The 20,169-nt window shown below is 73.1% G+C and carries 17 protein-coding genes; 2 read left to right on the plus strand and 15 right to left on the minus strand.

Features of this window, described 5'->3' with window-relative positions; all coding sequences use genetic code 11:
• Positions 1–337: 337 nt before the first annotated feature.
• The 7 genes from topA to bldG form a co-directional block, all read right to left on the minus strand.
• The gene (topA, locus tag ACIGFK_RS11160; RefSeq protein WP_376659091.1) at positions 338–3,142 is read right to left on the minus strand and encodes a type I DNA topoisomerase; all 2,805 of its coding nucleotides are present in this window, start codon (positions 3,140–3,142) and stop codon (positions 338–340) included.
• 302 nt (positions 3,143–3,444) lie between these two features.
• The gene (locus tag ACIGFK_RS11165; protein WP_376659092.1) at positions 3,445–3,642 is read right to left on the minus strand and encodes a hypothetical protein; all 198 of its coding nucleotides are present in this window, start codon (positions 3,640–3,642) and stop codon (positions 3,445–3,447) included.
• A 126-nt stretch (positions 3,643–3,768) separates the two neighbouring features.
• Positions 3,769–5,298, minus strand: coding sequence for a methyltransferase (locus tag ACIGFK_RS11170; RefSeq protein ID WP_376659093.1), 1,530 nt, complete (start codon positions 5,296–5,298; stop codon positions 3,769–3,771).
• Positions 5,299–5,478: 180 nt separating this feature from the next.
• On the minus strand, positions 5,479–6,039 hold the full coding sequence (locus ACIGFK_RS11175; RefSeq protein ID WP_376659094.1) for a small secreted protein: 561 nt from the start codon (positions 6,037–6,039) through the stop codon (positions 5,479–5,481).
• Positions 6,040–6,201: 162 nt separating this feature from the next.
• Complete coding sequence (locus ACIGFK_RS11180; RefSeq protein ID WP_376659095.1) at positions 6,202–8,604, minus strand: sodium-translocating pyrophosphatase; 2,403 nt, start codon at positions 8,602–8,604, stop codon at positions 6,202–6,204.
• Positions 8,605–8,865: 261 nt separating this feature from the next.
• Positions 8,866–9,306: an ATP-binding protein gene (locus ACIGFK_RS11185; RefSeq protein WP_386464499.1), complete on the minus strand. Its 441-nt coding sequence runs from the start codon at positions 9,304–9,306 to the stop codon at positions 8,866–8,868.
• Between the two features lie 134 nt (positions 9,307–9,440).
• The gene (gene bldG / locus ACIGFK_RS11190; RefSeq protein ID WP_030199598.1) at positions 9,441–9,782 is read right to left on the minus strand and encodes an anti-sigma factor antagonist BldG; all 342 of its coding nucleotides are present in this window, start codon (positions 9,780–9,782) and stop codon (positions 9,441–9,443) included.
• Between the two features lie 81 nt (positions 9,783–9,863).
• Between bldG and ACIGFK_RS11195 the strand changes: the two genes are divergently transcribed.
• On the plus strand, positions 9,864–12,335 hold the full coding sequence (locus tag ACIGFK_RS11195) for a DEAD/DEAH box helicase (protein ID WP_400051316.1): 2,472 nt from the start codon (positions 9,864–9,866) through the stop codon (positions 12,333–12,335).
• Between the two features lie 256 nt (positions 12,336–12,591).
• On the opposite strand, the gene ACIGFK_RS11200 is transcribed toward ACIGFK_RS11195, so the two are convergent.
• Genes ACIGFK_RS11200 through ssd form a run of 7 tightly spaced genes read right to left on the minus strand, consistent with a single transcriptional unit; the run spans position 12,592 to position 17,536 of the window.
• On the minus strand, positions 12,592–12,957 hold the full coding sequence (locus tag ACIGFK_RS11200) for an Rv3654c family TadE-like protein (protein ID WP_400051318.1): 366 nt from the start codon (positions 12,955–12,957) through the stop codon (positions 12,592–12,594).
• Positions 12,954–13,283, minus strand: a complete 330-nt coding sequence (locus ACIGFK_RS11205) for a TadE family type IV pilus minor pilin (protein WP_400051320.1) — start codon at positions 13,281–13,283, stop codon at positions 12,954–12,956. The genes ACIGFK_RS11200 and ACIGFK_RS11205 overlap by 4 nt, the downstream gene beginning before the upstream one ends.
• Positions 13,284–13,326: 43 nt before the next feature.
• Positions 13,327–13,524 (minus strand): DUF4244 domain-containing protein, encoded by a 198-nt coding sequence (locus ACIGFK_RS11210; RefSeq protein ID WP_376659100.1) that lies wholly within the window; start codon positions 13,522–13,524, stop codon positions 13,327–13,329.
• A gap of 49 nt (positions 13,525–13,573) precedes the next feature.
• Positions 13,574–14,347, minus strand: a complete 774-nt coding sequence (locus tag ACIGFK_RS11215) for a type II secretion system F family protein (protein WP_400051322.1) — start codon at positions 14,345–14,347, stop codon at positions 13,574–13,576.
• A complete protein-coding gene (locus ACIGFK_RS11220) occupies positions 14,347–15,243 on the minus strand; it encodes a type II secretion system F family protein (RefSeq protein ID WP_376659102.1) in 897 nt (298 codons plus the stop codon). The genes ACIGFK_RS11215 and ACIGFK_RS11220 overlap by 1 nt, the downstream gene beginning before the upstream one ends.
• The gene (locus tag ACIGFK_RS11225; RefSeq protein ID WP_376659103.1) at positions 15,240–16,388 is read right to left on the minus strand and encodes a TadA family conjugal transfer-associated ATPase; all 1,149 of its coding nucleotides are present in this window, start codon (positions 16,386–16,388) and stop codon (positions 15,240–15,242) included. The genes ACIGFK_RS11220 and ACIGFK_RS11225 overlap by 4 nt, the downstream gene beginning before the upstream one ends.
• Positions 16,385–17,536 carry a septum site-determining protein Ssd gene (gene ssd / locus ACIGFK_RS11230; RefSeq protein ID WP_376659110.1) on the minus strand — a complete coding sequence of 384 codons (1,152 nt, stop codon included), beginning with the start codon at positions 17,534–17,536 and terminating at the stop codon, positions 16,385–16,387. The genes ACIGFK_RS11225 and ssd overlap by 4 nt, the downstream gene beginning before the upstream one ends.
• 510 nt (positions 17,537–18,046) lie before the next feature.
• Here ssd and ACIGFK_RS11235 point away from each other — a divergent pair.
• The gene (locus ACIGFK_RS11235) at positions 18,047–18,922 is read left to right on the plus strand and encodes an HAD family hydrolase (protein ID WP_376659104.1); all 876 of its coding nucleotides are present in this window, start codon (positions 18,047–18,049) and stop codon (positions 18,920–18,922) included.
• Positions 18,923–19,316: 394 nt separating this feature from the next.
• Here the strand turns inward: ACIGFK_RS11235 and ACIGFK_RS11240 are convergent, their stop codons facing one another.
• A complete protein-coding gene (locus ACIGFK_RS11240; protein WP_376659105.1) occupies positions 19,317–20,138 on the minus strand; it encodes an oxidoreductase in 822 nt (273 codons plus the stop codon).
• Positions 20,139–20,169 lie beyond the last annotated feature (31 nt).

A 20,169-nucleotide genomic window follows, 5' to 3' on the forward strand; every position in this document is an offset into this window, starting at 1 on the left:
GTTCACCGCACCCCCCCCGGGGGGGGCGGCCTTTTTTTTTTTTTGGGGGGGGGGGGGGGGGCCCCCCCCCCGCGCCCGGCCCCGGCGGCCCCCGCGCGTACGGGCCGCTGCGCGGGGCCTTCCCCCACCCCGCCCCTTCCCGAAACCGGGGGCTCCGCCCGGACCCTCCCCCAGCTACCGCTGGGAGGTGCCCCCATCCTCAAACGCCGGACGGGCTGGATGGTGCGGCCGGACGCGGAAACGGGCAGGCCCCGTGCGGATCGCACGGGGCCTGCCCGAAGTCGGCCGAGGGCCGGAGCCCGGGGCCGGAAGCCAGCGGCCACCGGCCCGGTCGTGGCTACTCGTCCGCCGGAGCGGCCGTCGCCTTCTTGGCCACCGTCTTCTTGGCGGCGGTCTTCTTCGCCGCCGTGGCCGTGGTCTTCTTCGCCGCCGTCTTCTTGGCCGTGGCGGTCTTCTTCGCCGGGGCCTTCTTGGCGGGGGCCTTCTTCGCCACCTTCTTGGCCGGGCCCTTCGCCCGCTTCTCCGCGAGCAGCTCGTAGCCCCGCTCCGGCGTGATGGTCTCGACGTCGTCGTCCCGCCGCAGCGTCGCGTTCGTCTCGCCGTCCGTCACGTACGGGCCGAACCGGCCGTCCTTGACCACCACCGGCTTCTCACTGACCGGGTCCGTGCCCAGCTCCTTCAGCGGAGGCTTGGCCGCCGCCCGGCCCCGCTGCTTCGGCTGCGCGTAGATCGCGAGGGCCTCGTCCAGCGTGATCGAGAAGAGCTGGTCCTCGGTCTCCAGGGAGCGCGAGTCCGTGCCCTTCTTCAGGTACGGGCCGTAGCGCCCGTTCTGGGCCGTGATCTCCACGCCCTCCGCGTCCGCGCCGACGACGCGCGGCAGCGACATGAGCTTGAGGGCGTCGTCCAGGGTGACCGTGTCCAGGGACATGGTCTTGAACAGCGAGGCCGTCCGCGGCTTGACCGCGTTCTTGCCCGTCTTCGGCGTGCCCTCGGGCAGGATCTCCGTCACGTACGGCCCGTAGCGGCCGTCCTTGGCGACGATCTGGTTCCCGCTCACCGGGTCGGCGCCCAGCTGGAACTCACCGCTCGGCTTCGCGAAGAGCTCCTCCGCGTACGCGACCGTCAGCTCGTCCGGAGCCATGTCGTCCGGTACGTCGGCCCGCTGGTGGCCCTCGGCGTCCTTCTCGCCCCGCTCCACGTACGGCCCGTAGCGGCCGACGCGCAGCACGATGCCCTCGCCGACCGGGAAGGAGGAGATCTCCCGGGCGTCGATCGCGCCCAGGTCCGTGACCAGCTCCTTCAGGCCGCCGAGCGCGTCACCGTCGGCCGGAACGACCTCGCTCGCGTCCTCCGAGCCGAAGTAGAAGCGCTTCAGCCACGGCACGGACTGGGCCTCGCCCCGCGCGATGCGGTCGAGGTCGTCCTCCATCTTCGCGGTGAAGTCGTAGTCGACGAGCCGGCCGAAGTGCTTCTCCAGCAGGTTCACGACGGCGAAGGACAGGAAGGACGGGACGAGCGCCGTGCCCTTCTTGAAGACGTAGCCGCGGTCGAGGATCGTGCCGATGATCGACGCGTACGTCGACGGGCGGCCGATCTCCCGCTCCTCCAGCTCCTTGACCAGCGAGGCCTCGGTGTAGCGGGCCGGCGGCTTGGTGGAGTGGCCGTCCGCCGTGATCTCCTCGGCGGCGAGCGCGTCGCCCTCCGCGACCTGCGGCAGCCGCTTCTCGCGGTCGTCGAGCTCGGCGTTCGGGTCGTCCGCGCCCTCGACGTACGCCTTCATGAAGCCGTGGAAGGTGATCGTCTTGCCGGAGGCGCTGAACTCGGCGTCACGGCCGTCCGAAGCGGTGCCGCCGATCTTCACGGTCACCGAGTTGCCGACCGCGTCCTTCATCTGCGAGGCGACGGTCCGCTTCCAGATCAGCTCGTACAGGCGGAACTGGTCGCCGGTCAGACCCGTCTCGGCCGGGGTGCGGAAACGATCACCCGAAGGCCGGATCGCCTCGTGCGCCTCCTGCGCGTTCTTGACCTTGCCCGCGTAGACGCGCGGCTTCTCCGGCAGGTAGTCGGCGCCGTAGAGCTGCGTGACCTGCGCGCGCGCCGCTGACACCGCGGTGTCGGAGAGCGTGGTGGAGTCCGTACGCATATAGGTGATGAAGCCGTTCTCGTACAGCTTCTGCGCCACCTGCATCGTCGCCTTGGCACCGAAGCCCAGCTTGCGCGAGGCCTCCTGCTGGAGCGTCGTCGTGCGGAACGGGGCGTACGGGGAGCGGCGGTACGGCTTGGACTCGACCGAGCGGACGGTGAACGAGGCGCTCTCCAGCGCGGCGGCGAGCGCCCGCGCGTTCGTCTCGTCGAGGTGCAGCACCTCGCCCTTGAGCTGCCCGTTCGCGCCGAAGTCGCGGCCCTGCGCGATGCGCTTGCCGTCGACCGTGTTCAGGCGGGCGACCAGCGTCGAGGGGTCGGAGGCGTCACCGGCACGGCCGGTGGAGAAGGTGCCGGTGAGGTCCCAGTACTCGGCGGAGCGGAAGGCGATGCGCTCGCGCTCCCGCTCGACGACGAGGCGGGTGGCGACCGACTGGACGCGGCCGGCCGACAGCCGCGGCATGACCTTCTTCCACAGGACCGGCGAGACCTCGTAGCCGTAGAGGCGGTCGAGGATGCGGCGGGTCTCCTGGGCGTCGACCATGCGCTGGTTCAGCTCGCGCGGGTTGGCGACGGCGTCGCGGATCGCGTCCTTGGTGATCTCGTGGAAGACCATCCGGTGGACGGGGACCTTGGGCTTGAGGACTTCCTGCAGGTGCCACGCGATGGCTTCGCCCTCGCGGTCCTCATCGGTGGCGAGGAAGAGTTCGTCGGACTCGGCCAGCAGGTCCTTGAGCTTCCTGACCTGGGCCTTCTTGTCCGCGTTGACGACGTAGATCGGCGCGAAGTCGTGCTCGACGTCCACGCCGAGGCGGCGGACCTCGCCGGTGTACTTGTCGGGGACCTCCGCCGCGCCGTTCGGGAGGTCGCGGATGTGCCCGACGCTCGCCTCGACGACGTATCCCGGGCCGAGGTAGCCCTTGATGGTCTTCGCCTTGGCAGGGGACTCGACGATGACGAGTCGGCGGCCGCCCTTTGCGGTCTCGCTAGTCGGGGACAACTTGGCTCTTCTCTCCGGTCGGCACTCGGTCGCGGTACGGCGACGCTGCGGAGTGTGACGGTACAACCCGCCCCCGTGTCAAACGGGAGAAGCCCGCAACGGCCACTCGAACGGTAACCCGACAAGTGCCGGTTCTGCCGCCCGGATGCCGCGGCGGACCCTTCGCGATCACCGGGCCGAGTGGCCGGGGGGCCGTCTGGCCCCGCCCCGGCGACGGCTTCCGGATGTGGTCCCCCGGGTGGTTCCGCCCCGGGTGTCGCGTGTGCCCCCACCAGGGGATACGGGCGGCCTTCCGCCCCGCGTCAGAGCCGCGTGAGGCACCACGCGCCGAGGGCGATCGACACCCCGCCGCCGAGCAGTGCCAGTGGTACCGCCAGGACGGGGCGCACGCCCTCGGCCACCGGCGCGCCCTTGAGGACACGCGCCCCCGTCCAGGCCAGCAGAGCGGCTCCGAACAGCAGGAACACGGTCGCCGCGAAGATCGCAGGACCGGTGTCCATGCCGCTTCCCCCATCCCCCGGACCACTCTCGGGACCCCCCCGGATCCCTCTGGGCAGAACCCTTTCAGCCCCCGGCGTACAGCGGGCGAACCCCAGGTGACATTCAGGTTCCGCTCCCGGGCGCGGCTACGGCGCGGAGCCCGCCACCGGCTCCAGGAAGCCCTGCTCGACCAGCATCCGGATGGCCTCCGGCGTACGGTCGCGCAACACGACCGGGTCCTCCTGCATGAGCTGCGCGATCGCGTCCAGGATCCGGCCCGCGCTCAGTGAGCCGTCACACACTCCGGCGAAGCCCGCACCGACCGTGTCGACCTTGGTCGCGCGCCGCATTCCGCGGTTCTGCCGGAGCACCACGTGTTCCGGATCCTCCGCGCCAGGCGCCCCGACCTGCTCCTGGACCACCTCGGCGGCCAGCACGAAGCGGCCTTCGAGCAGGGCCGCGTCGTCGTGCTCGCGCAGGTAGTCCTGGCGGGCGAAGTGGGCCAGGACGGCCTCGCCGAGCGGCTGCTCCACCGAGTGCGGCCATTCCTCGACCACGATCGAGGGCTCGGCCGCGTCCGTCCGGCGCAGGGTGATCCATCCGAAGCCGACGGCCTTGGTCTTGCGGGCCTCGAACTCGTCCAGCCAGTCCTCGTAGCGCCGCTGGTACTCGGCGGGGTCGGTGCGGTGGTCGCCCGCGTCGCGCAGCCACAGCTCCGCGTACTGCGTCACGTCCTGCACGTCACGCTGCACGATCCAGGCGTCGCAGCCGCGCGGCACCCAGGCGCGGACCCGGTCGTGCCACTCCTCGCCCTCCACGTGCTGCCAGTTGCCGAGGAACTGTGCGTACCCGCCGGGGTTGAGGTGCGCGCCGGCCTCCTGGACCAGGGTCCGGCACAGGTCGTCGCCGCCCATGCCGCCGTCCCGGTACGTGAGCCGGGCGCCGGGGGAGATCACGAAGGGCGGGTTCGACACGATCAGGTCGTACGTGGCCCCGCCGACCGGCTCGAAGAGGGACCCGGCGAGCAGCTCGGCCTCCGGGGCCCCGGACAGCGCCAGCGTCAACCGGGTGAATTCCAGGGCCCGGGGGTTGACGTCGGTGGCGGTGACCCGGGTGGCGTGCTGGGCGGCGTGCAGCGCCTGGATTCCCGAACCGGTGCCGAGGTCGAGGGCCGAGCCGACCGGGATCCGGACGGTGATCCCGGCCAGGGTGGTGGAGGCGCCGCCCACCCCGAGGACCACGCCCTCCTCCCGGCTGCCGATCCCGCCGGCCCCGCCGACGGCGCAGCCGAGGTCGGAGACGATGAACCAGTCCTCGCCGTCCGGGCCGCCGTACGGGCGTACGTCCACGGTCGCGCGCACCGTGTCCCCGCCTTCGGCGGCATCGTCGCGCCGGAGCCACCCGTCGGCCAGGGCGGCCTCGACGGGCAGGGCGGCTGCGGCGAGCGCGTACGCCACGGGCTCCTGGAGCAGGAACAGCCGGACCAGGCTCGGCAGCGGGCCGTCACCGCCGTTCCGCGTGGCGCGCAGGGCGGGGACCGTCTCGCTGCGGGCGAGCGCGGCGTAGGCGGGGGCGCCGAGCAGGTCGAGCAGCCCGTCGGCGGTGAAGCCGGCGGCGAGCAGGGCGGTGCGCAGCTCGGCGGCGCGTTCGGGCGTGGGAAGGCTGCTGGTACTCACCCGTCCATTGTGGCCGCTGGGGGCGGTAATCCGTGCGCCGCGCGGGTGTGCTCCCGGGCGGCGCGCCGGACCCCGGGCGCGTCCGGGTGTACGGCAGGGCGGCCGGAGCCCTTCCGGGCCCCGGCCGCCCTGGCCGGCGTACTGTCCGGCCTGCTTGCCGGCTTTCTGCCCGACGCGGGGCTACTTGGGCGACGGCGCCGTGACCTGGCAGCCCTTCTGGGCGTTCATCGACTTGTCCAGGCCGCCCGACTTCAGCTGGTCGAGGGCGTCCTTGCCGCCCTTGGTGGCCTCTTCCAGGCCGCCCGCGAGCTCCTTGAGGCCCTCGGCGAACTTCGTCTGGTCCTTGGGGTCGAGGGCGTCCATCTTCGTCTTCAGGTCGGCGTAGCCCTTGGAGGTCGACTCGAAGCCCTGGACCGCCGCGCCGAGGGTCTTCTCGCCGTCCTTGACCGGCGGGACACCCGCGTTCTGCAGGGCACTGCCCATCGTCTTGTACGACTCGGACATCGTCGCGAAGGCGGCCGAGTCCGTCTTCTGGACGTCCTCGGGCTTGCTGCTCTCCGTCGCCACCCGCTTGATGTCGGCGTTGGCGGCCTCGATCTTCTTGAGCTCGGGCGACCACTGGTCACAGACCTTCTTGGCCCAGGCGTTGCCCTTCGCGTCGCTGTCATCCCCGCCGCAGCCGGACAGGACGAGCATCAGCACAGCACCGCCCGACAGCGCGGCCGCAAGCTTCTTGTTCACCGGATTGGTCCCTTCGAAGGCTCTCGGCCCGGAAGATACACGGCTCCCCTCCGGCGGCGTACAAAGGCGGACGGACGGCGCGTCAGTCCGCGCCGCCCGTCCGCCGTTCGGACGTACCGCCGGCCCTGCCCGGCTCCGCCCGTACCGCTCGTGGCGAGAAGGTCAGGAGACCGTCGCCGGGTCGGCCGACTGGGCCACCCGCTCGGCGGCTCCGCCCTCGCCGTCCTCGCCCACGGCGATGCCGCGGCGCTTGGACACGTACACGGCGGCGATGATGACGCCGATCGCGAGGACCGCGACGATCGCCCGGATTCCGGCGCTGGTGTCCTCGCCGAAGCTGAACTGCACGACGGCGGGGGCGATCAGCAGCGCCACCAGGTTCATGACCTTCAGCAGCGGGTTGATCGCGGGGCCGGCGGTGTCCTTGAACGGGTCGCCGACGGTGTCGCCGATGACCACGGCCTCGTGGGCCTCGCTGCCCTTGCCGCCGTGGTGGCCGTCCTCGACGAGCTTCTTCGCGTTGTCCCACGCGCCTCCGGAGTTGGCGAGGAAGACCGCCATCAGCGTGCCCGTGCCGATGGCCCCGGCGAGGAAGGAGCCGAGCGCGCCGACCCCGAGGGAGAAGCCCACCGCGATCGGGGTGAGGACGGCGAGCAGGCCGGGCGTGGCGAGCTCGCGCAGCGCGTCCTTGGTGCAGATGTCGACGACGCGCCCGTACTCGGGCTTCTCGGTGTAGTCCATGATCCCGGGGTGCTCGCGGAACTGGCGGCGCACCTCGTAGACGACCGAACCGGCGGAGCGGGAGACGGCGTTGATGGCGAGTCCGGAGAAGAGGAACACGACGGCCGCGCCCAGGATCAGCCCGACGAGATTGTTGGGCTGTGCGATGTCGAGGCTGAGGTTCATCTCCCCGGCCTTGGCGCCGACTTCCTTGACCGCGGTGGCGATGGCGTCGTTGTACGAGCCGAAGAGCGCGGCCGCGGCGAGCACGGCGGTGGCGATGGCGATGCCCTTGGTGATGGCCTTGGTGGTGTTGCCCACGGCGTCCAGGTCGGTCAGGACCTGCGCGCCGGCGCCCTCGACGTCGCCGGACATCTCGGCGATGCCCTGGGCGTTGTCGGAGACGGGCCCGAAGGTGTCCATGGCGACGATGACACCGACGGTCGTGAGCAGCCCGGTGCCGGCCAGGGCCACCGCGAACAGCGCGAGCATGATCGACGTGCCGCCGAGCAGGAACGCCCCGTAGACACCGAGGCCGATGAGCAGCGCCGTGTAGACGGCGGACTCCAGACCGACGGAGATGCCGGCGAGGACGACGGTGGCCGCGCCGGTGAGGGAGGACTTGCCGATGTCCCGGACGGGACGGCGGTTGGTCTCCGTGAAGTAGCCGGTGAGCTGCTGGATGAGGGCGGCGAGCACGATGCCGATCGCGACGGCGACCAGGGCCAGGACGCGCGGGTCGCCGGAGTGGTTGGTGATCGCGGCGTTGTCGACGCCGACGAGGTCCTTGTAGCTGGCCGGCAGGTACGCGAAGACGGCGATCCCGACCAGCACCAGGGAGATCACCGCGGAGATGAAGAAACCGCGGTTGATGGCGGTCATGCCGCTGCGGTCGCTGCGGCGCGGGGAGACCGCGAAGATGCCGATCATGGCCGTGATCACGCCGATGGCGGGGACGATCAGCGGGAAGGCCAGGCCCAGGTCGCCGAAGGCCGCCTTGCCGAGGATGAGTGCGGCCACGAGGGTGACGGCGTACGACTCGAAGAGGTCGGCGGCCATTCCGGCGCAGTCGCCGACGTTGTCGCCCACGTTGTCGGCGATGGTCGCGGCATTGCGCGGGTCGTCCTCCGGAATGCCCTGCTCGACCTTGCCGACAAGGTCGGCGCCGACGTCGGCGGCCTTGGTGAAGATGCCGCCGCCCACGCGCATGAACATCGCGATCAGGGCGGCTCCGAGGCCGAAGCCCTCCAGCACCTTGGGGGCGTCGGCGGCGTAGACCAGGACGACGCAGGAGGCGCCGAGGAGGCCGAGGCCGACGGTGAACATGCCGACGACGCCGCCCGTGCGGAAGGCGATCTTCATCGCCTTGTGGGAGACCTCGGTCAGGTCTCTGGCGGGCTCTCCCTCGGCGGGGGTGGCCTCGCGGGCGGCCGCGGCGACGCGGACGTTGGCGCGGACCGCGAGCCGCATGCCGATGTAGCCCGTGGCCGCCGAGAAGAGGGCGCCCACGAGGAAGAACGCCGACCGGCCCGCCCGCTGCGACCAGGTGTCGGCGGGGAGCAGGAAGAGCAGGAAGAACACGACGACGGCGAAGACGCCGAGGGTGCGCAGCTGGCGGCCGAGGTAGGCGTTGGCGCCTTCCTGGACGGCGGCGGCGATCTTCTTCATGCTGTCGGTTCCCTCGTCGGCGGCGAGCACCTGGCGGACCAGGATCTGCGCGACGACGAGTGCGGCGAGTGCCACGGCCGCAATGACGATCACGATGAGCCGATTGTCATCGGTGAGTACCGCGGATGCCAGATCGATCGTGTGATCCGGCGCATTGGGGGTGAAGAGCCCCGTCATTCGTCCTCCTTGACGTGATGAGCTCAAGATGTGGACGGATTGTAGGGAGCGCGCCCCGATCAAAACAGTACGCAGCAAACGGAATTGGCGTTCTCTTGCCCCTCACCAATAGATCGCGTCACTCCAATACCCTCGAAAGTGGTAATGGGGCAAAGGCATTGACGCCTGGTCATTGATCTACGGGCATGAAAAAGGCCCTGCTCAGCAGGGCCTTGATAAAGATCGGAAGATAGGACCGAATGCGCCCTGCGTTCCGTTGATCTAGTGAAGATCGGAGGACCCGGACACGGGCCAGCTCATCCGGATCGTGCCGCCGGACTCCCCGGTGCTCACCTCGACGTCGTCGACGAGCCCGCTGATCACGGCGAGACCCATCTCGTCCTCGCCGTCCCCGTCGGATTCCAGGGCGGCCTCGAGGCCGGGCACGGCGGAGTCCGGGCCGCCGCCCGGCCCGGGAACCTCGTCGCCGACCTCGATGGAGAACACCTTCTCCTCCTCGGTCAGCACGACCCGGACGGGCGCGGTCAGCCCGTTGCTGCGGTGGAGTCCGACGGCGCGCGAGCAGGCCTCGCCCACGGCGAGGCGGACCTCGTCGAGGACGGCTTCCTCCACGCCGGCCCGGCGCGCCACGGCGGCCGCGACCAGGCGGGCCGTCCGGACGTGTTCGGGCTGGGCGCTGAAGCGCAGTTCAACGGTGGCCATGCGCGTCCCCCTCGGACTACGGGCGTGCCTTGACAGGGGCCCGGGCCGACCGTGGCCCGGTACCCCCGTTCTCCTCGTCGGCTCCTCGCTGCCCCCAGGACGCGCCAGGGCGTCCCGCAGGCGGCCCGGAGCCGTCAGTCGGTGGCGTTGACGGCGTCTTCCACGGTGGTGTGGATCGGGAACACCTTGGTCAGACCGGTGATGCGGAAGATCTTCAGGATGCGCTCCTGGTTGCACACCAGGCGGAGCGAACCCTCGTGCGCACGGACGCGCTTGAGACCTCCCACGAGCACACCGAGACCGGTGGAGTCGAGGAAGTCCACTCCCTCCATGTCGACAACCAGGTGATAGCTGCCGTCGTTCACCAACTCGACCAACTGCTCGCGCAGCTTGGGCGCGGTATACACATCAATCTCGCCACCGACCGCCACGACCGTACGGTCGCCGACAGTGCGAGTCGACAGGGACAGGTCCACGGATCCTCCAGCACCTTGCTATCGAGCGGCGCCCCCCAGGGGCCTCCCCACCCGAAGGTAGGTGAGGGATCGGCTGCCGCGATGGCATTCAATCACTTACCGGCAGGCGCGCACGACGCCTTCGGACCATTGTCCTGCACGCCGATGACACACTCGGTTCCAATGGCCAATACTCACCGTCCCAGGCGGCCCACGCCACCCGCGGACCCTCGACCCACCCCCGGAGCGGTCCTCGACCGCTTGTCCCGGGGGCCTTCCCGGGCTGCGCGCATCACCCATACGGAGCACTTGCCCCCTCGGGAGGGCCGTCATGCCGTCTGGCCCGACCGCATCCGAACGGATGTAGTAGCCGCGATCCAGGCGGCCGGGATCGACCACCCGTATGAACACCAGGCCGCGGCGGCCGAGCACGCCCTCGACGGCGAGTCGGTGGTCGTCGCCACCGGCACCGCCTCCGGCAAGTCCCTCGCGTACCTCGCGCCCGTGCTCTCGGCGCTCGTGGACGGTGCCGGGGCCCCGAACGGGCGGGGTGCGACGGCCCTGTACCTGGCCCCCACCAAGGCCCTGGCCGCCGACCAGCTGCGGGCCGTACGAGGGTTGGCCCGCCCGCTGGGCCCGGCCGTCCGGCCCGCCGTCTACGACGGGGACACGCCCGTCGAGGAACGCGAATGGGTGCGCCAGTACGCCAACTACGTCCTGACCAACCCCGACATGCTCCACCGGGGGATCCTCCCCGCCCATCCGCGCTGGTCCTCCTTCCTGCGGTCCCTGCGCTACGTGGTGATCGACGAGTGCCACACCTACCGGGGGGTCTTCGGCTCCCACGTGGCACAGGTGCTGCGCCGGCTGCGGCGGCTGTGCGCCCGCTACGGCGCCGAACCGGTCTTCCTGCTGGCCTCCGCCACCTCGAGCGACCCGGCCACCGCTGCGTCCCGGCTGACGGGCGTGCCGGTGATCGAGATCACCGACGACGCCTCTCCGCGCGGCGAGGTGGTCTTCGCCCTGTGGGAGCCGCCGCTGCTCACCGAGCTGCGGGGCGAGAAGGGCGCGCCCGTACGGCGTACGGCGACGGCCGAGACCGCCGACCTGCTGACCGACCTGGTCGTCCAGGGGGTCCGCACCGTCGCCTTCGTGCGCTCCCGGCGCGGCGCCGAGCTGATTTCCGTGATCACCAAGGAACGGCTCGCCGACGTGGACCGCTCCCTGCCGCGGCGGGTTGCCGCCTACCGCGGCGGATACCTGCCGGAGGAGCGGCGGGCCCTGGAGCGGGCCCTGCACTCCGGCGAACTGCTGGGCCTCGCCGCCACGACCGCCCTGGAGCTCGGCGTGGACGTCTCCGGCCTGGACGCCGTCCTGATCACGGGCTACCCGGGCACCCGGGCCTCCCTGTGGCAGCAGGCGGGCCGGGCCGGCCGCTCGGGGCACGGCGCCCTGGCGGTGCTGATCGCCCGCGACGACCCGCTGGACACCTACCTCGTCCACCACCCCGAGGCCCTGTTCCGCCAACCGGTGGAGGCCACGGTCCTGGACCCGGACAACCCCTACGTCCTCGCCCCGCACCTGTGCGCGGCCGCGGCGGAGCTGCCGCTGACCGAGGCCGACCTGGAGCTCTTCGGCCCGGCGACCGGGGAACTCGTGCCCCAGCTGGTGGCGGCGAAGCTGCTGCGCCGCCGGGCCACGGCCTGGCACTGGACCCGGCGGGAGCGGGCCTCCGACCTGACCGACATCCGGGGCGGTGGCGGCCGCCAGGTGCAGATCGTGGAGGCCTCCACCGGGCGGCTGCTGGGCACGGTCGACGAGTCGGCCGCGCACACCGCCGTCCACGACGGGGCCGTCCACCTCCACCAGGGCCGCACGTACCTCGTGAAGCACCTGGACCTGGAGGATTCGGCGGCCCTCGTCGAGGAGGCGGACCCGCCCTTCTCCACCACCGCCCGCGACACCACCTCCATCTCCGTCCTGGAGACCGAGACCGAGGTCCCCTGGGGCCCGGGGCGGCTCTGCTACGGCTCCGTCGAGGTCACCAACCAGGTCGTCTCCTATCTGCGGCGCAAACTGATCACCGGCGAGGTGCTGGGCGAGGCCAAGCTCGACCTGCCGCCCCGCACCCTGCGCACCAGGGCCGTGTGGTGGACGGTCACCGAGGACCAGCTCGACGAGGCCCGGATCAACCCGGAGATCCTCGGCGGCGCCCTGCACGCCGCCGAGCACGCCTCCATCGGCCTGCTCCCGCTGTTCGCCACCTGCGACCGCTGGGACATCGGCGGCGTCTCCGTGCCGCTGCATCCCGACACCCTCCTTCCGACGGTCTTCGTGTACGACGGCCACCCCGGCGGCGCCGGCTTCGCGGAGCGCGCCTTCCACACGGCCCGCGCCTGGCTGACGGCGACCCGCGACGCCATCGCGGCCTGCGAGTGCGAGGCCGGGTGCCCTTCCTGCATCCAGTCCCCGAAGTGCGGCAACGGCAACGACCCCCTGCACAAGCGCGGCGCCATCCGCCTCCTCACCCGCCTCCTGGCCGAAGCACCCCCCGCCCCACCCCCGAAGCCCTGACCCTCACCACCCGGGGCCGGACCCGTGCCGGGACCCGGGGCCGGACCCGTGCAGGGCGCGTGCCGGTGCCAGGGCCCGGCCGGGGCGGTGCCACAGCGGCGGCGCGGGTCGTGCCGGGGTGTGGGCCAGGCGCCGTGTCGGGGCCAGGGCCGTACGGAGGGCAGGCCGTGCCGGGGTGTGGGCCTGCGCCTGGGGCCCGGGGCCTCTGCCGCGGGGCGGAAGCCCGGGCCCGGGTGTGGGCGGCGGGACGGGCGCCTCATGGCCCCGGGCTCTGCGGCTGCGGCGGCGGCGGCTCCGGTGCGGGGCCGGCGCGGGCCCGGATCGCCGGATCGAAGGGACCGGCCGCCACCCGGGCGGTGACCTCCGCGACTTCACCCTCCAGGACGCACCCGGACAGCCGCGCACCCTGCGCCCCGGCCACCCGCACCGCCGCCGCGCACGCGGGACCCGGGCCGTGGGCCCAGCTCGCCGCCGCCGCGAGGGCCGCCAGGTCCGCGGCGGCCGCCGCCCGGTGACGCGCCACGACCGCCTGGCCCAGCAGCAGCACCCCTCCGAACACCGCGCCCAGCACCGCCACCACCAGCACCGCCCACACCGTGGCCGAACCCCGGTCCCGGCTCACGGCGGCGGCCCCACGCTGTCCTCCGCCAGGGCCACCGCCTGCGCTCCGAGCCGCACCGGCACGTAGCCCGGCCCCGGCGCCCGCGCCTCGACCCGGACCCGCCAGAGGTCACCGGCCCGCTCCAGGTCCACCCGGGCCCCCGCAGGCGCCGCCGCCCGGGCAGCCGCCGCCGCGACCTCGGCCGGCTCCGACCGGGCAGCCGCCCGGGCACCGGCCCGGGCGGCGTCCACGCACCGGATCTGCGCGGCGGCCGCCATCAGCGCCCACACCAGCAGCGCCGCGAACAGCACCAGGGCCGGGATGACGAGGGCGGCCTCCGCGGTCACATATCCGCGGTCCCCCATTTCACGGCGTGCCCCGGATTCCCCCTCAGAACGGCACATCGAGCGCCTTCCCGATGGTCGACTGAAGGGCCGTCGAGACGACTTCGCTCGTCACGATCTTGTACAGAACCGCAGCGAACGCACAGGCCGCGATGGTGCCCATCGCGTATTCGGAAGTGGACATCCCGGCATCGCTCCGACGACCCCTCAGCGCCGCCCGTACACGAAACCCGATGATCTTCATGGCAACCTCCTGTTGTTTTCTTTTGCTGATGTGCGTGATCAATGTGGCGTCAGTTGTTCGAGAGAAGACCCGAGGCCATTCCGATCACCACCGGAGCGACCCCGATCGCGAGAAATGCGGGGAGGAAACACAGCCCCACCGGCGCGGTGACGAGAACCGCCGCCCGCTGCGCACGGGCTCCGGCCCGCCGGGCCCGGTCCGCCCTGAGGTGCGAGGCGAGGCGGGAGACCGGCTCCGCCGCGGGCGCCCCCGTACGGGCGGCCCGCTCCAGGCAGTCCGCGAGCGGCCGGGCACCCGGTATCTCCGCCAACCTCCCCCACCCGGCTCCCGGTTCACCGCCCAGCCGCAGCTCGGCGCCGGCCCTCGCCAGCCGCTCGCCCAACGGGCCGCCCAGCGACTCCCCCACCACCTCCGCGGCCTCCACCGGGCCGGCTCCGGCCGCCAGGCACGCGGCCAACAGGTCCGCGGCGAAGGGCAGCTGGCGCTCCGCCTCCCGTGTGTCCACCCCGGCGGGAGGCCGCTCCCAGGTTCCCCAGCGCCGCACCCCGAAGGCCGCCACAGCGCCCACGGCCGCCCCCGCCACCCCGCCGACGAGCACCCAGCCCGCCAGCAGCGCCCCGGCCGGCCCGGCCCAGCCCGCCACACCCCGCATCCGGAAGGGCGCCGCAGGCCGGCGGGGTCCGGGTACGGCCCCCAGCAGGACCGCGATCCTGCGCCGGGCGGCCCGTACCCGCATGCCCGCCACCACCGCCGCCAGCACGCACAGGGCCACCAGGGCCAGGCACAGCGTCATCCCCAGCCTGTGGACGGCGAGGCCGCCCATCACCGCTCCCCCGTCCGCACGATCCGCCGGCACCACAGCAGCCCCAGCGCCTCCAGCACCCCGCCCGCGACCAGACAGCCCCACCCCACCGGGGTGTGCAGCAGCACCCGCAGCGGATCCGCACCCAGACCCGAGCCGATGAGCAGCCCCACGAGCGGCAGCAGGGCGAGCACGACCGCCGTGGACCGCGCCCCCGCCAGCTGGGCCCGCAGGGACTCCTCCCGGTCCCGCTCGGCACGCAGGGCGCCCTCCAGCCGGTCCAGCCCGGCGGCCAGCCCCGCACCGCCGTCCACCGAGACCCGCCAGCAGGCCGCCATCCCGGCCAGCCCCTCGGCCCCGGACTCCCGCGCCGCCTGGCGCAGCGCCCCGGGCACGTCCCCGCCGAACGCCGCGGCGGCCAGCACGCCCGCCTCCGCCGCCCCCGGCCCGCCGGGGCCCGCCACCGTGCGCCGCATCGCCGCTGTCAGCGCCTGCCCGGGCTGGGAGCCGGCCCGCAGCTCCCCCACCACCGCCCCGCACAGCTCCGCCACCTCGGCGGCGCGTGCCACCCGGGCCCGCTCCCGGGCCCGGGTGCGCAGCCACCGCCGCACCAGCGGCACCGCGGCCGCTCCCGCCAGCAGCGGGAGCACCGACCCGCCGAGGAGCGCGACCAACAGCCCGGCCCCGAGGCAGGCCCACTCCCGCCGACGGGCCGCCCGCACCCGTACGGCGAGCACCCACCGCTCCCTGCGCACCGGCCCGCCCGCGACCACCGGCCCGGCCCCCGCGAGCACCAGCCGGGCCCGCCGGGAGGCCCGGTCACCCCCGGCCAGCACCCACGCGGCCGCTCCCGCGCACAGCATCCCGGCGAACACCGGCACCGACAGCACCGGCCCCAGCCCTGCCGACGCGCTCATCGCGCACCCCGCAGCAGGGGACCGAGCCGCTCCCAGCCCCGCTCCCGTACGAATCCGCGCGGAGCCCAGCGCAGCGCCGGTACGGTCACCACCAGCCCGGCGGCATCCCGCTCCAGCACGTGCACCTCGGCCACCCTGCGCCGCCCGGCCCGGTCCCGGGCCAGGTGCACCACCAGGGTCAGCGCGGCCGCCAACTGGCTGTGCAGGGCAGCCCGGTCGAGCCCGGCAGCCGTACCGAGGGCCTCGAGGCGGGCCGGTACATGAGCGGCGGCGTTCGCATGGACAGTGCCGCAGCCGCCTTCGTGGCCGGTGTTCAAGGCGGCCAGGAGGTCGGCGACTTCGGCACCCCGGACCTCGCCGACCACGAGCCGGTCGGGCCGCATCCGCAGCGCCTGCCGGACCAGATCCGCCAGGGTGACCAGGCCCGCGCCCTCCTGGTTGGCCGGCCGGGTCTCCAGCCGCACCACATGCGGATGGTCGGGGCGCAGTTCGGCCGAATCCTCGGCCAGCACGATCCGCTCACCTGGGCCGACCAGCCCCAACAGGGCGCTGAGCAGGGTGGTCTTGCCGGTGCCCGTACCGCCGGAGACGAGGAACGACAGCCGGGCCTCGACGATCGCCCGGAGCAGCCGGTGCCCTCCGGGCGGCAGCGTCCCCGCCGCGACCAGCTCTTCCAGCGTGAAGGCGCGCGGCCGCACCACCCGCAGCGAGAGGCAGGCCGATCCGACCGCGACCGGGGGCAGGACGGCATGCAGCCGGGTCCCGTCCGGCATCCGGGCGTCCACCCAAGGGCGGGCGTCGTCCAGGCGCCGCCCGGCGACGGCGGCCAGCCGCTGGGCGAGCCTGCGCACGGCCTGCGCATCGGCGAAGGTCACCCCGGTCAGCTCGAGCCCGCCGCCGCGGTCCACCCACACCCGGTCGGGCGCCGCCACCAGCACATCGGTGACCCCCGGGTCGGAGAGCAGCGCCTCCAGCGGGCCGGCTCCGACCAGCTCGGACCGCAACTCGGCGGCCGCCCCCAGCACTTCCGCATCACCGAGCAGCCTGCCCTGGGCCCGCAGGGCCGCCGCCACCCGCGCCGGGGTCGGCTCCGCCCCGCTCTCGGCGAGCCGCCTGCGCACCGCGTCCAGCAGCACCGCGCTCATGCCGCCACCCCCTGGGCGGGGCCGAGCACGCGCTGCCAGAACCCGTCGCAGAAGCGGGCCAGCGCGCCCCGCCCCTGACCTCCCGGCGGTTCCCCTTCGGCCACCCTCCCGGGGAGCCCCACCTCGACCGGCACCTCACCGGCCAGCGGCGCCCCCAGCAGCCCGGCCACGGATTCGGCGTCGAGCCCGGCCGGGCAGCGGCCCCGTACGACGACGCGCACGTCCCGGGCCGCCATCCGCACCCCGGCCGCCACCCGGCTCGCCGCGGCCACCGCCCGCAGCTCGCCCGGCACCACCATCAGCACCAGGTCGAGCTGGCCCAGCACCTCGGCCACGGCTTCGTCCACCCGGCGCGGGAGGTCGACCACCACGACCCCGCCGCGGCGCCGGGCGGCGGCCACCACCGACCGCATCGCGGCGGGCGGCACCACCACCCGGTCCCCGCGGTCCCAGCTGAGCACCCGCAGGGCGTGCAGTTCGGGCAGGGACTCCTCCAGGGCTCCGGCGCCGACACGGCCCCGGGAACCCGCGAAGTCCGGCCAGCGCAGCCCCTCCGCGGCTTCGCCCCCGAGGAGCACGTCCATGCCCCCGCCCAGCGGGTCCCCGTCGATCAGGATGGTCCGCTCCCCGGCGCGGGCCGCCCGCAGGGCGAGCGCGCAGGCGAGGGTGGACGCCCCTGCGCCGCCGCTGCCGCCGATCACCCCGACGGCGAGGGCGGGCCGCCCGGCGCCTTCCACCACGTCGGCGATGCGGTCGACGAGCCGGCCCTCGGCATCGGGGAGCCGCAGCACCTCCTCCGCGCCGATCTCCACGGCCCGCTGCCACACCAGGGGGTCGTCCAGCTCCCGGCCGACGAGGAACACCCCACCCCTGCGCGGCGCCCCGCGCACCCGGCGGGCCGCGTCGTCCCCGACGAGCACGAGCGGCGCGGACTCCCAACCGACGCCCGCGGCAGTCCCGTTGGACCCGCCGTTCCCACCGCCCTGCCCGGGCACCGCGTGGTGCACGTGCGGCTCGGCACCCGCGGCGGCGCACAGCCGCAGCAGGTCGTCGAGCAGCAGCGGATCCTCGGTGATGATCAGCGGTCGGCCGCCGGCCGGCTCCGCCCCGGCCGCCCCGGCCGCACGCCCAGGCGCGCTCCCGGCCACGGCCACGGCCCCGGCCGGCTCTCCCGACAGCGATTCCCACGACTTCGATCGAGCCACGATCTCCGCCCCCTTCTCCCTGCAAATCCGTACGCCGCGGACTTCACGGCCGGAATCACCGTGCAGCGATCGGGAAAAAGAAGTGGATCTTGCTCGAAAACTGTGGACAGCGGACCGATTGTGAATAACCCGGTCACCCTCACAGGTGAGTTCCGGAACGCGGCGGAACCACTACGCAGGGTCACGAGTCTGACGTGGCGGGGGCCTTCGCCGGGCAGGGCCCCGCACAAGGGGAAGGGCCGGGAGATGGTCACTTGGGGCCGAAGGCAGGGACGCGAACCGCGTCCGGACATGCGACGACCCCCGCCGGGGGGGAGAGCGGGGGTCGTCCCCACGGTCCGACTCGGGGGGGGAGGAGCCAGACCGGGTTAGCACGGTCGCGAACGATCCGTGACTTCCATGGTGTACCCGAGAGCCTTCTCAGGCAAACCCACGCGCCACACCTTACGCCGAATGGTGGGCGCATATGCTCGGGGCGTGGAAAATCAGCCCTTGCCGCACTCCTCGCCTCGTACCGCAGCCTTCTTCGACCTGGACAAGACGGTCATTGCGAAGTCGAGCACCTTGACGTTCAGCAAGTCCTTCTACCAGGGCGGCCTGATCAACCGCCGCGCAGTGCTGCGCACCGCATACACGCAGTTCATCTTCCTGGCCGGCGGCGCCGACCACGACCAGATGGAGCGGATGCGGGAGTACCTGTCCGCCCTCTGCAAGGGGTGGAACGTGCAGCAGGTGCGGGAGATCGTCGCGGAAGCCCTGCACGACCTCATCGACCCGATCATCTACGACGAGGCCGCGTCCCTCATCGAGGCCCATCACACCGCCGGCCGCGATGTGGTGATCGTGTCCACCTCCGGTGCCGAAGTGGTCGAGCCGATCGGGGAGATGCTCGGCGCGGACCGGGTCGTCGCCACGCGCATGGTCGTGGGTGAGGACGGATGTTTCACGGGTGAGATCGAGTACTACGCGTACGGGCCCACCAAGGCGGAGGCCGTGCGCGAGCTGGCGGAGTCCGAGGGCTACGACCTCGCCCGCTGCTACGCGTACAGCGATTCGGTCACCGACATCCCCATGCTGGAGGCCGTCGGGCACCCGCACGCCGTCAACCCCGACCGCGCGCTGCGCCGCGAGGCACTGGCACGGGAGTGGCCCGTGCTGGTCTTCGACCGGCCCGTACGGCTCAAGCAGCGGCTGCCCGGACTGTCCATGCCCGCGCGGCCCGCGCTCGTCGCAGCGGCCGCCGTGGGGGCGGCGGCCGCCACGGCCGGACTGGTCTGGTACGCGAGTCGGCGCCGGGCCGGTGCCCTGGCCGCCGCCGCATCCAAGTGAATGTCCTGACCTGCACCGATAGCGGCCGTCCGGTTCGCCCGGGCTCGTCCCGGAAAGTAAAAAGTGGAGCCAGGGGTTTCGCATGGAACCGAAGCGGAGTACAAATAAAGCAACGGCCCGCGAGACCAAAGAACATCCGAGAGGATCATCTTTAAAACGCAGTAAGGCCCACGGACCGAAGCATGAACGCCGAGCACCCACGCGACGTCGACCCGTCGATTACGGGCCAGCCGCACCAGGGAACGGGCAAAGTTCCCGACCTGATGGGCAACTATCGAGGACGCTTGGTAACTGGGCGTAAATGCCAGCGGCGACACCAGAGCAACATGGGTGTCGCCGCAACCCGTGTCCGGGCGAAAAACCGCAGGCCGGACCACCGGACGGGCGGCGGACCTCAGGCCGCGCCCCGCTGGAGGGCCTCGCAGACGGCCGTCGACTCACGCACGCCGAGCTCGACCGCCCGCCCGCAGTGGGCGATCCAGGCGGCCATCCCCTCGGCGGTACCGGAGACGTACCCCTCGAAGGCCGCCAGGTACGCCTCGCGCCCCTGCTCCGCGTGCCCGACCTCCGCCGGGCAGATCGCCTTCGGGTCCAGTCCGCTGTTGATCAGGACGATCCGCTCCGCCGTCCGCGCGACCAGGCCGTTGTACGTTGCGAAGGGGCGCAGGGCCAGCAGCTCGCCGTGCACCACCGCGGCCGTGATCAGCGCCGGAGCGGAACCGCCCGCGATGACCAGGCGGGACAGGCCGTCGAGCCGGCCCGCGACCTCGTCGGCGCTCGGCAACGGCAGGTCCACCAGGGGCTCGTCCACCGGCTCGCCCGCCAGCCGCGGGCGGCCCACGACGTCACCGTCCACCGTCGACCCCGAGGCCACCAGGTGCAGCCGCGCCAGGACCCGCAGCGGCGACTGCCGCCAGATGCTCAGCAGCTGACCCGCCTCGGCGGTGAGCCGCAGCGCGGCACCGACCGTGTGGGCCTCCGCCTCCGAACCGAAGTCGGTCCGGCGGCGCACCTCCTCCAGCGCCCAGTCGGCGCCGGACAGCGCCGCACTGGCGCGGGCGCCGCGCAGCGCGGCCTCCGAGGTGATCTCTCCGCTCCGGCGGCGCATCACGCGGTGCCCGTAGACCCGGTCCACGGCCTTGCGTACGGAATCCACGGAATCGGCGACACCCGGCAGCCCGGCCAGTGCGGCCAGCGGGTCAGCAGCGCTACTCATAAGTAAGGAGCCTACGCACTGCGCCCCCGTA

Origin of the sequence: Streptomyces sp. NPDC085524, assembly GCF_044541755.1 — a bacterium.
Classification (GTDB): domain Bacteria; phylum Actinomycetota; class Actinomycetes; order Streptomycetales; family Streptomycetaceae; genus Streptomyces.

What these genes read in the sequence shown, in the direction of transcription:
- ACIGFK_RS11225 (WP_376659103.1), bottom strand. Translation starts at nt 16,388, where the DNA reads ATGAGCGCGGTGCTGCTGGACGCGGTGCGCAGGCGGCTCGCCGAGAGC.
- ACIGFK_RS11195 (WP_400051316.1), top strand. Translation starts at nt 9,864, where the DNA reads ATGGCATTCAATCACTTACCGGCAGGCGCGCACGACGCCTTCGGACCA.
- ACIGFK_RS11240 (WP_376659105.1), bottom strand. Translation starts at nt 20,138, where the DNA reads ATGAGTAGCGCTGCTGACCCGCTGGCCGCACTGGCCGGGCTGCCGGGT.
- ACIGFK_RS11220 (WP_376659102.1), bottom strand. Translation starts at nt 15,243, where the DNA reads ATGAGCGCGTCGGCAGGGCTGGGGCCGGTGCTGTCGGTGCCGGTGTTC.
- ACIGFK_RS11215 (WP_400051322.1), bottom strand. Translation starts at nt 14,347, where the DNA reads ATGGGCGGCCTCGCCGTCCACAGGCTGGGGATGACGCTGTGCCTGGCC.
- ACIGFK_RS11235 (WP_376659104.1), top strand. Translation starts at nt 18,047, where the DNA reads ATGGTGGGCGCATATGCTCGGGGCGTGGAAAATCAGCCCTTGCCGCAC.
- ACIGFK_RS11165 (WP_376659092.1), bottom strand. Translation starts at nt 3,642, where the DNA reads ATGGACACCGGTCCTGCGATCTTCGCGGCGACCGTGTTCCTGCTGTTC.
- ACIGFK_RS11185 (WP_386464499.1), bottom strand. Translation starts at nt 9,306, where the DNA reads ATGGCCACCGTTGAACTGCGCTTCAGCGCCCAGCCCGAACACGTCCGG.
- ACIGFK_RS11210 (WP_376659100.1), bottom strand. Translation starts at nt 13,524, where the DNA reads ATGAAGATCATCGGGTTTCGTGTACGGGCGGCGCTGAGGGGTCGTCGG.
- ACIGFK_RS11180 (WP_376659095.1), bottom strand. Translation starts at nt 8,604, where the DNA reads ATGACGGGGCTCTTCACCCCCAATGCGCCGGATCACACGATCGATCTG.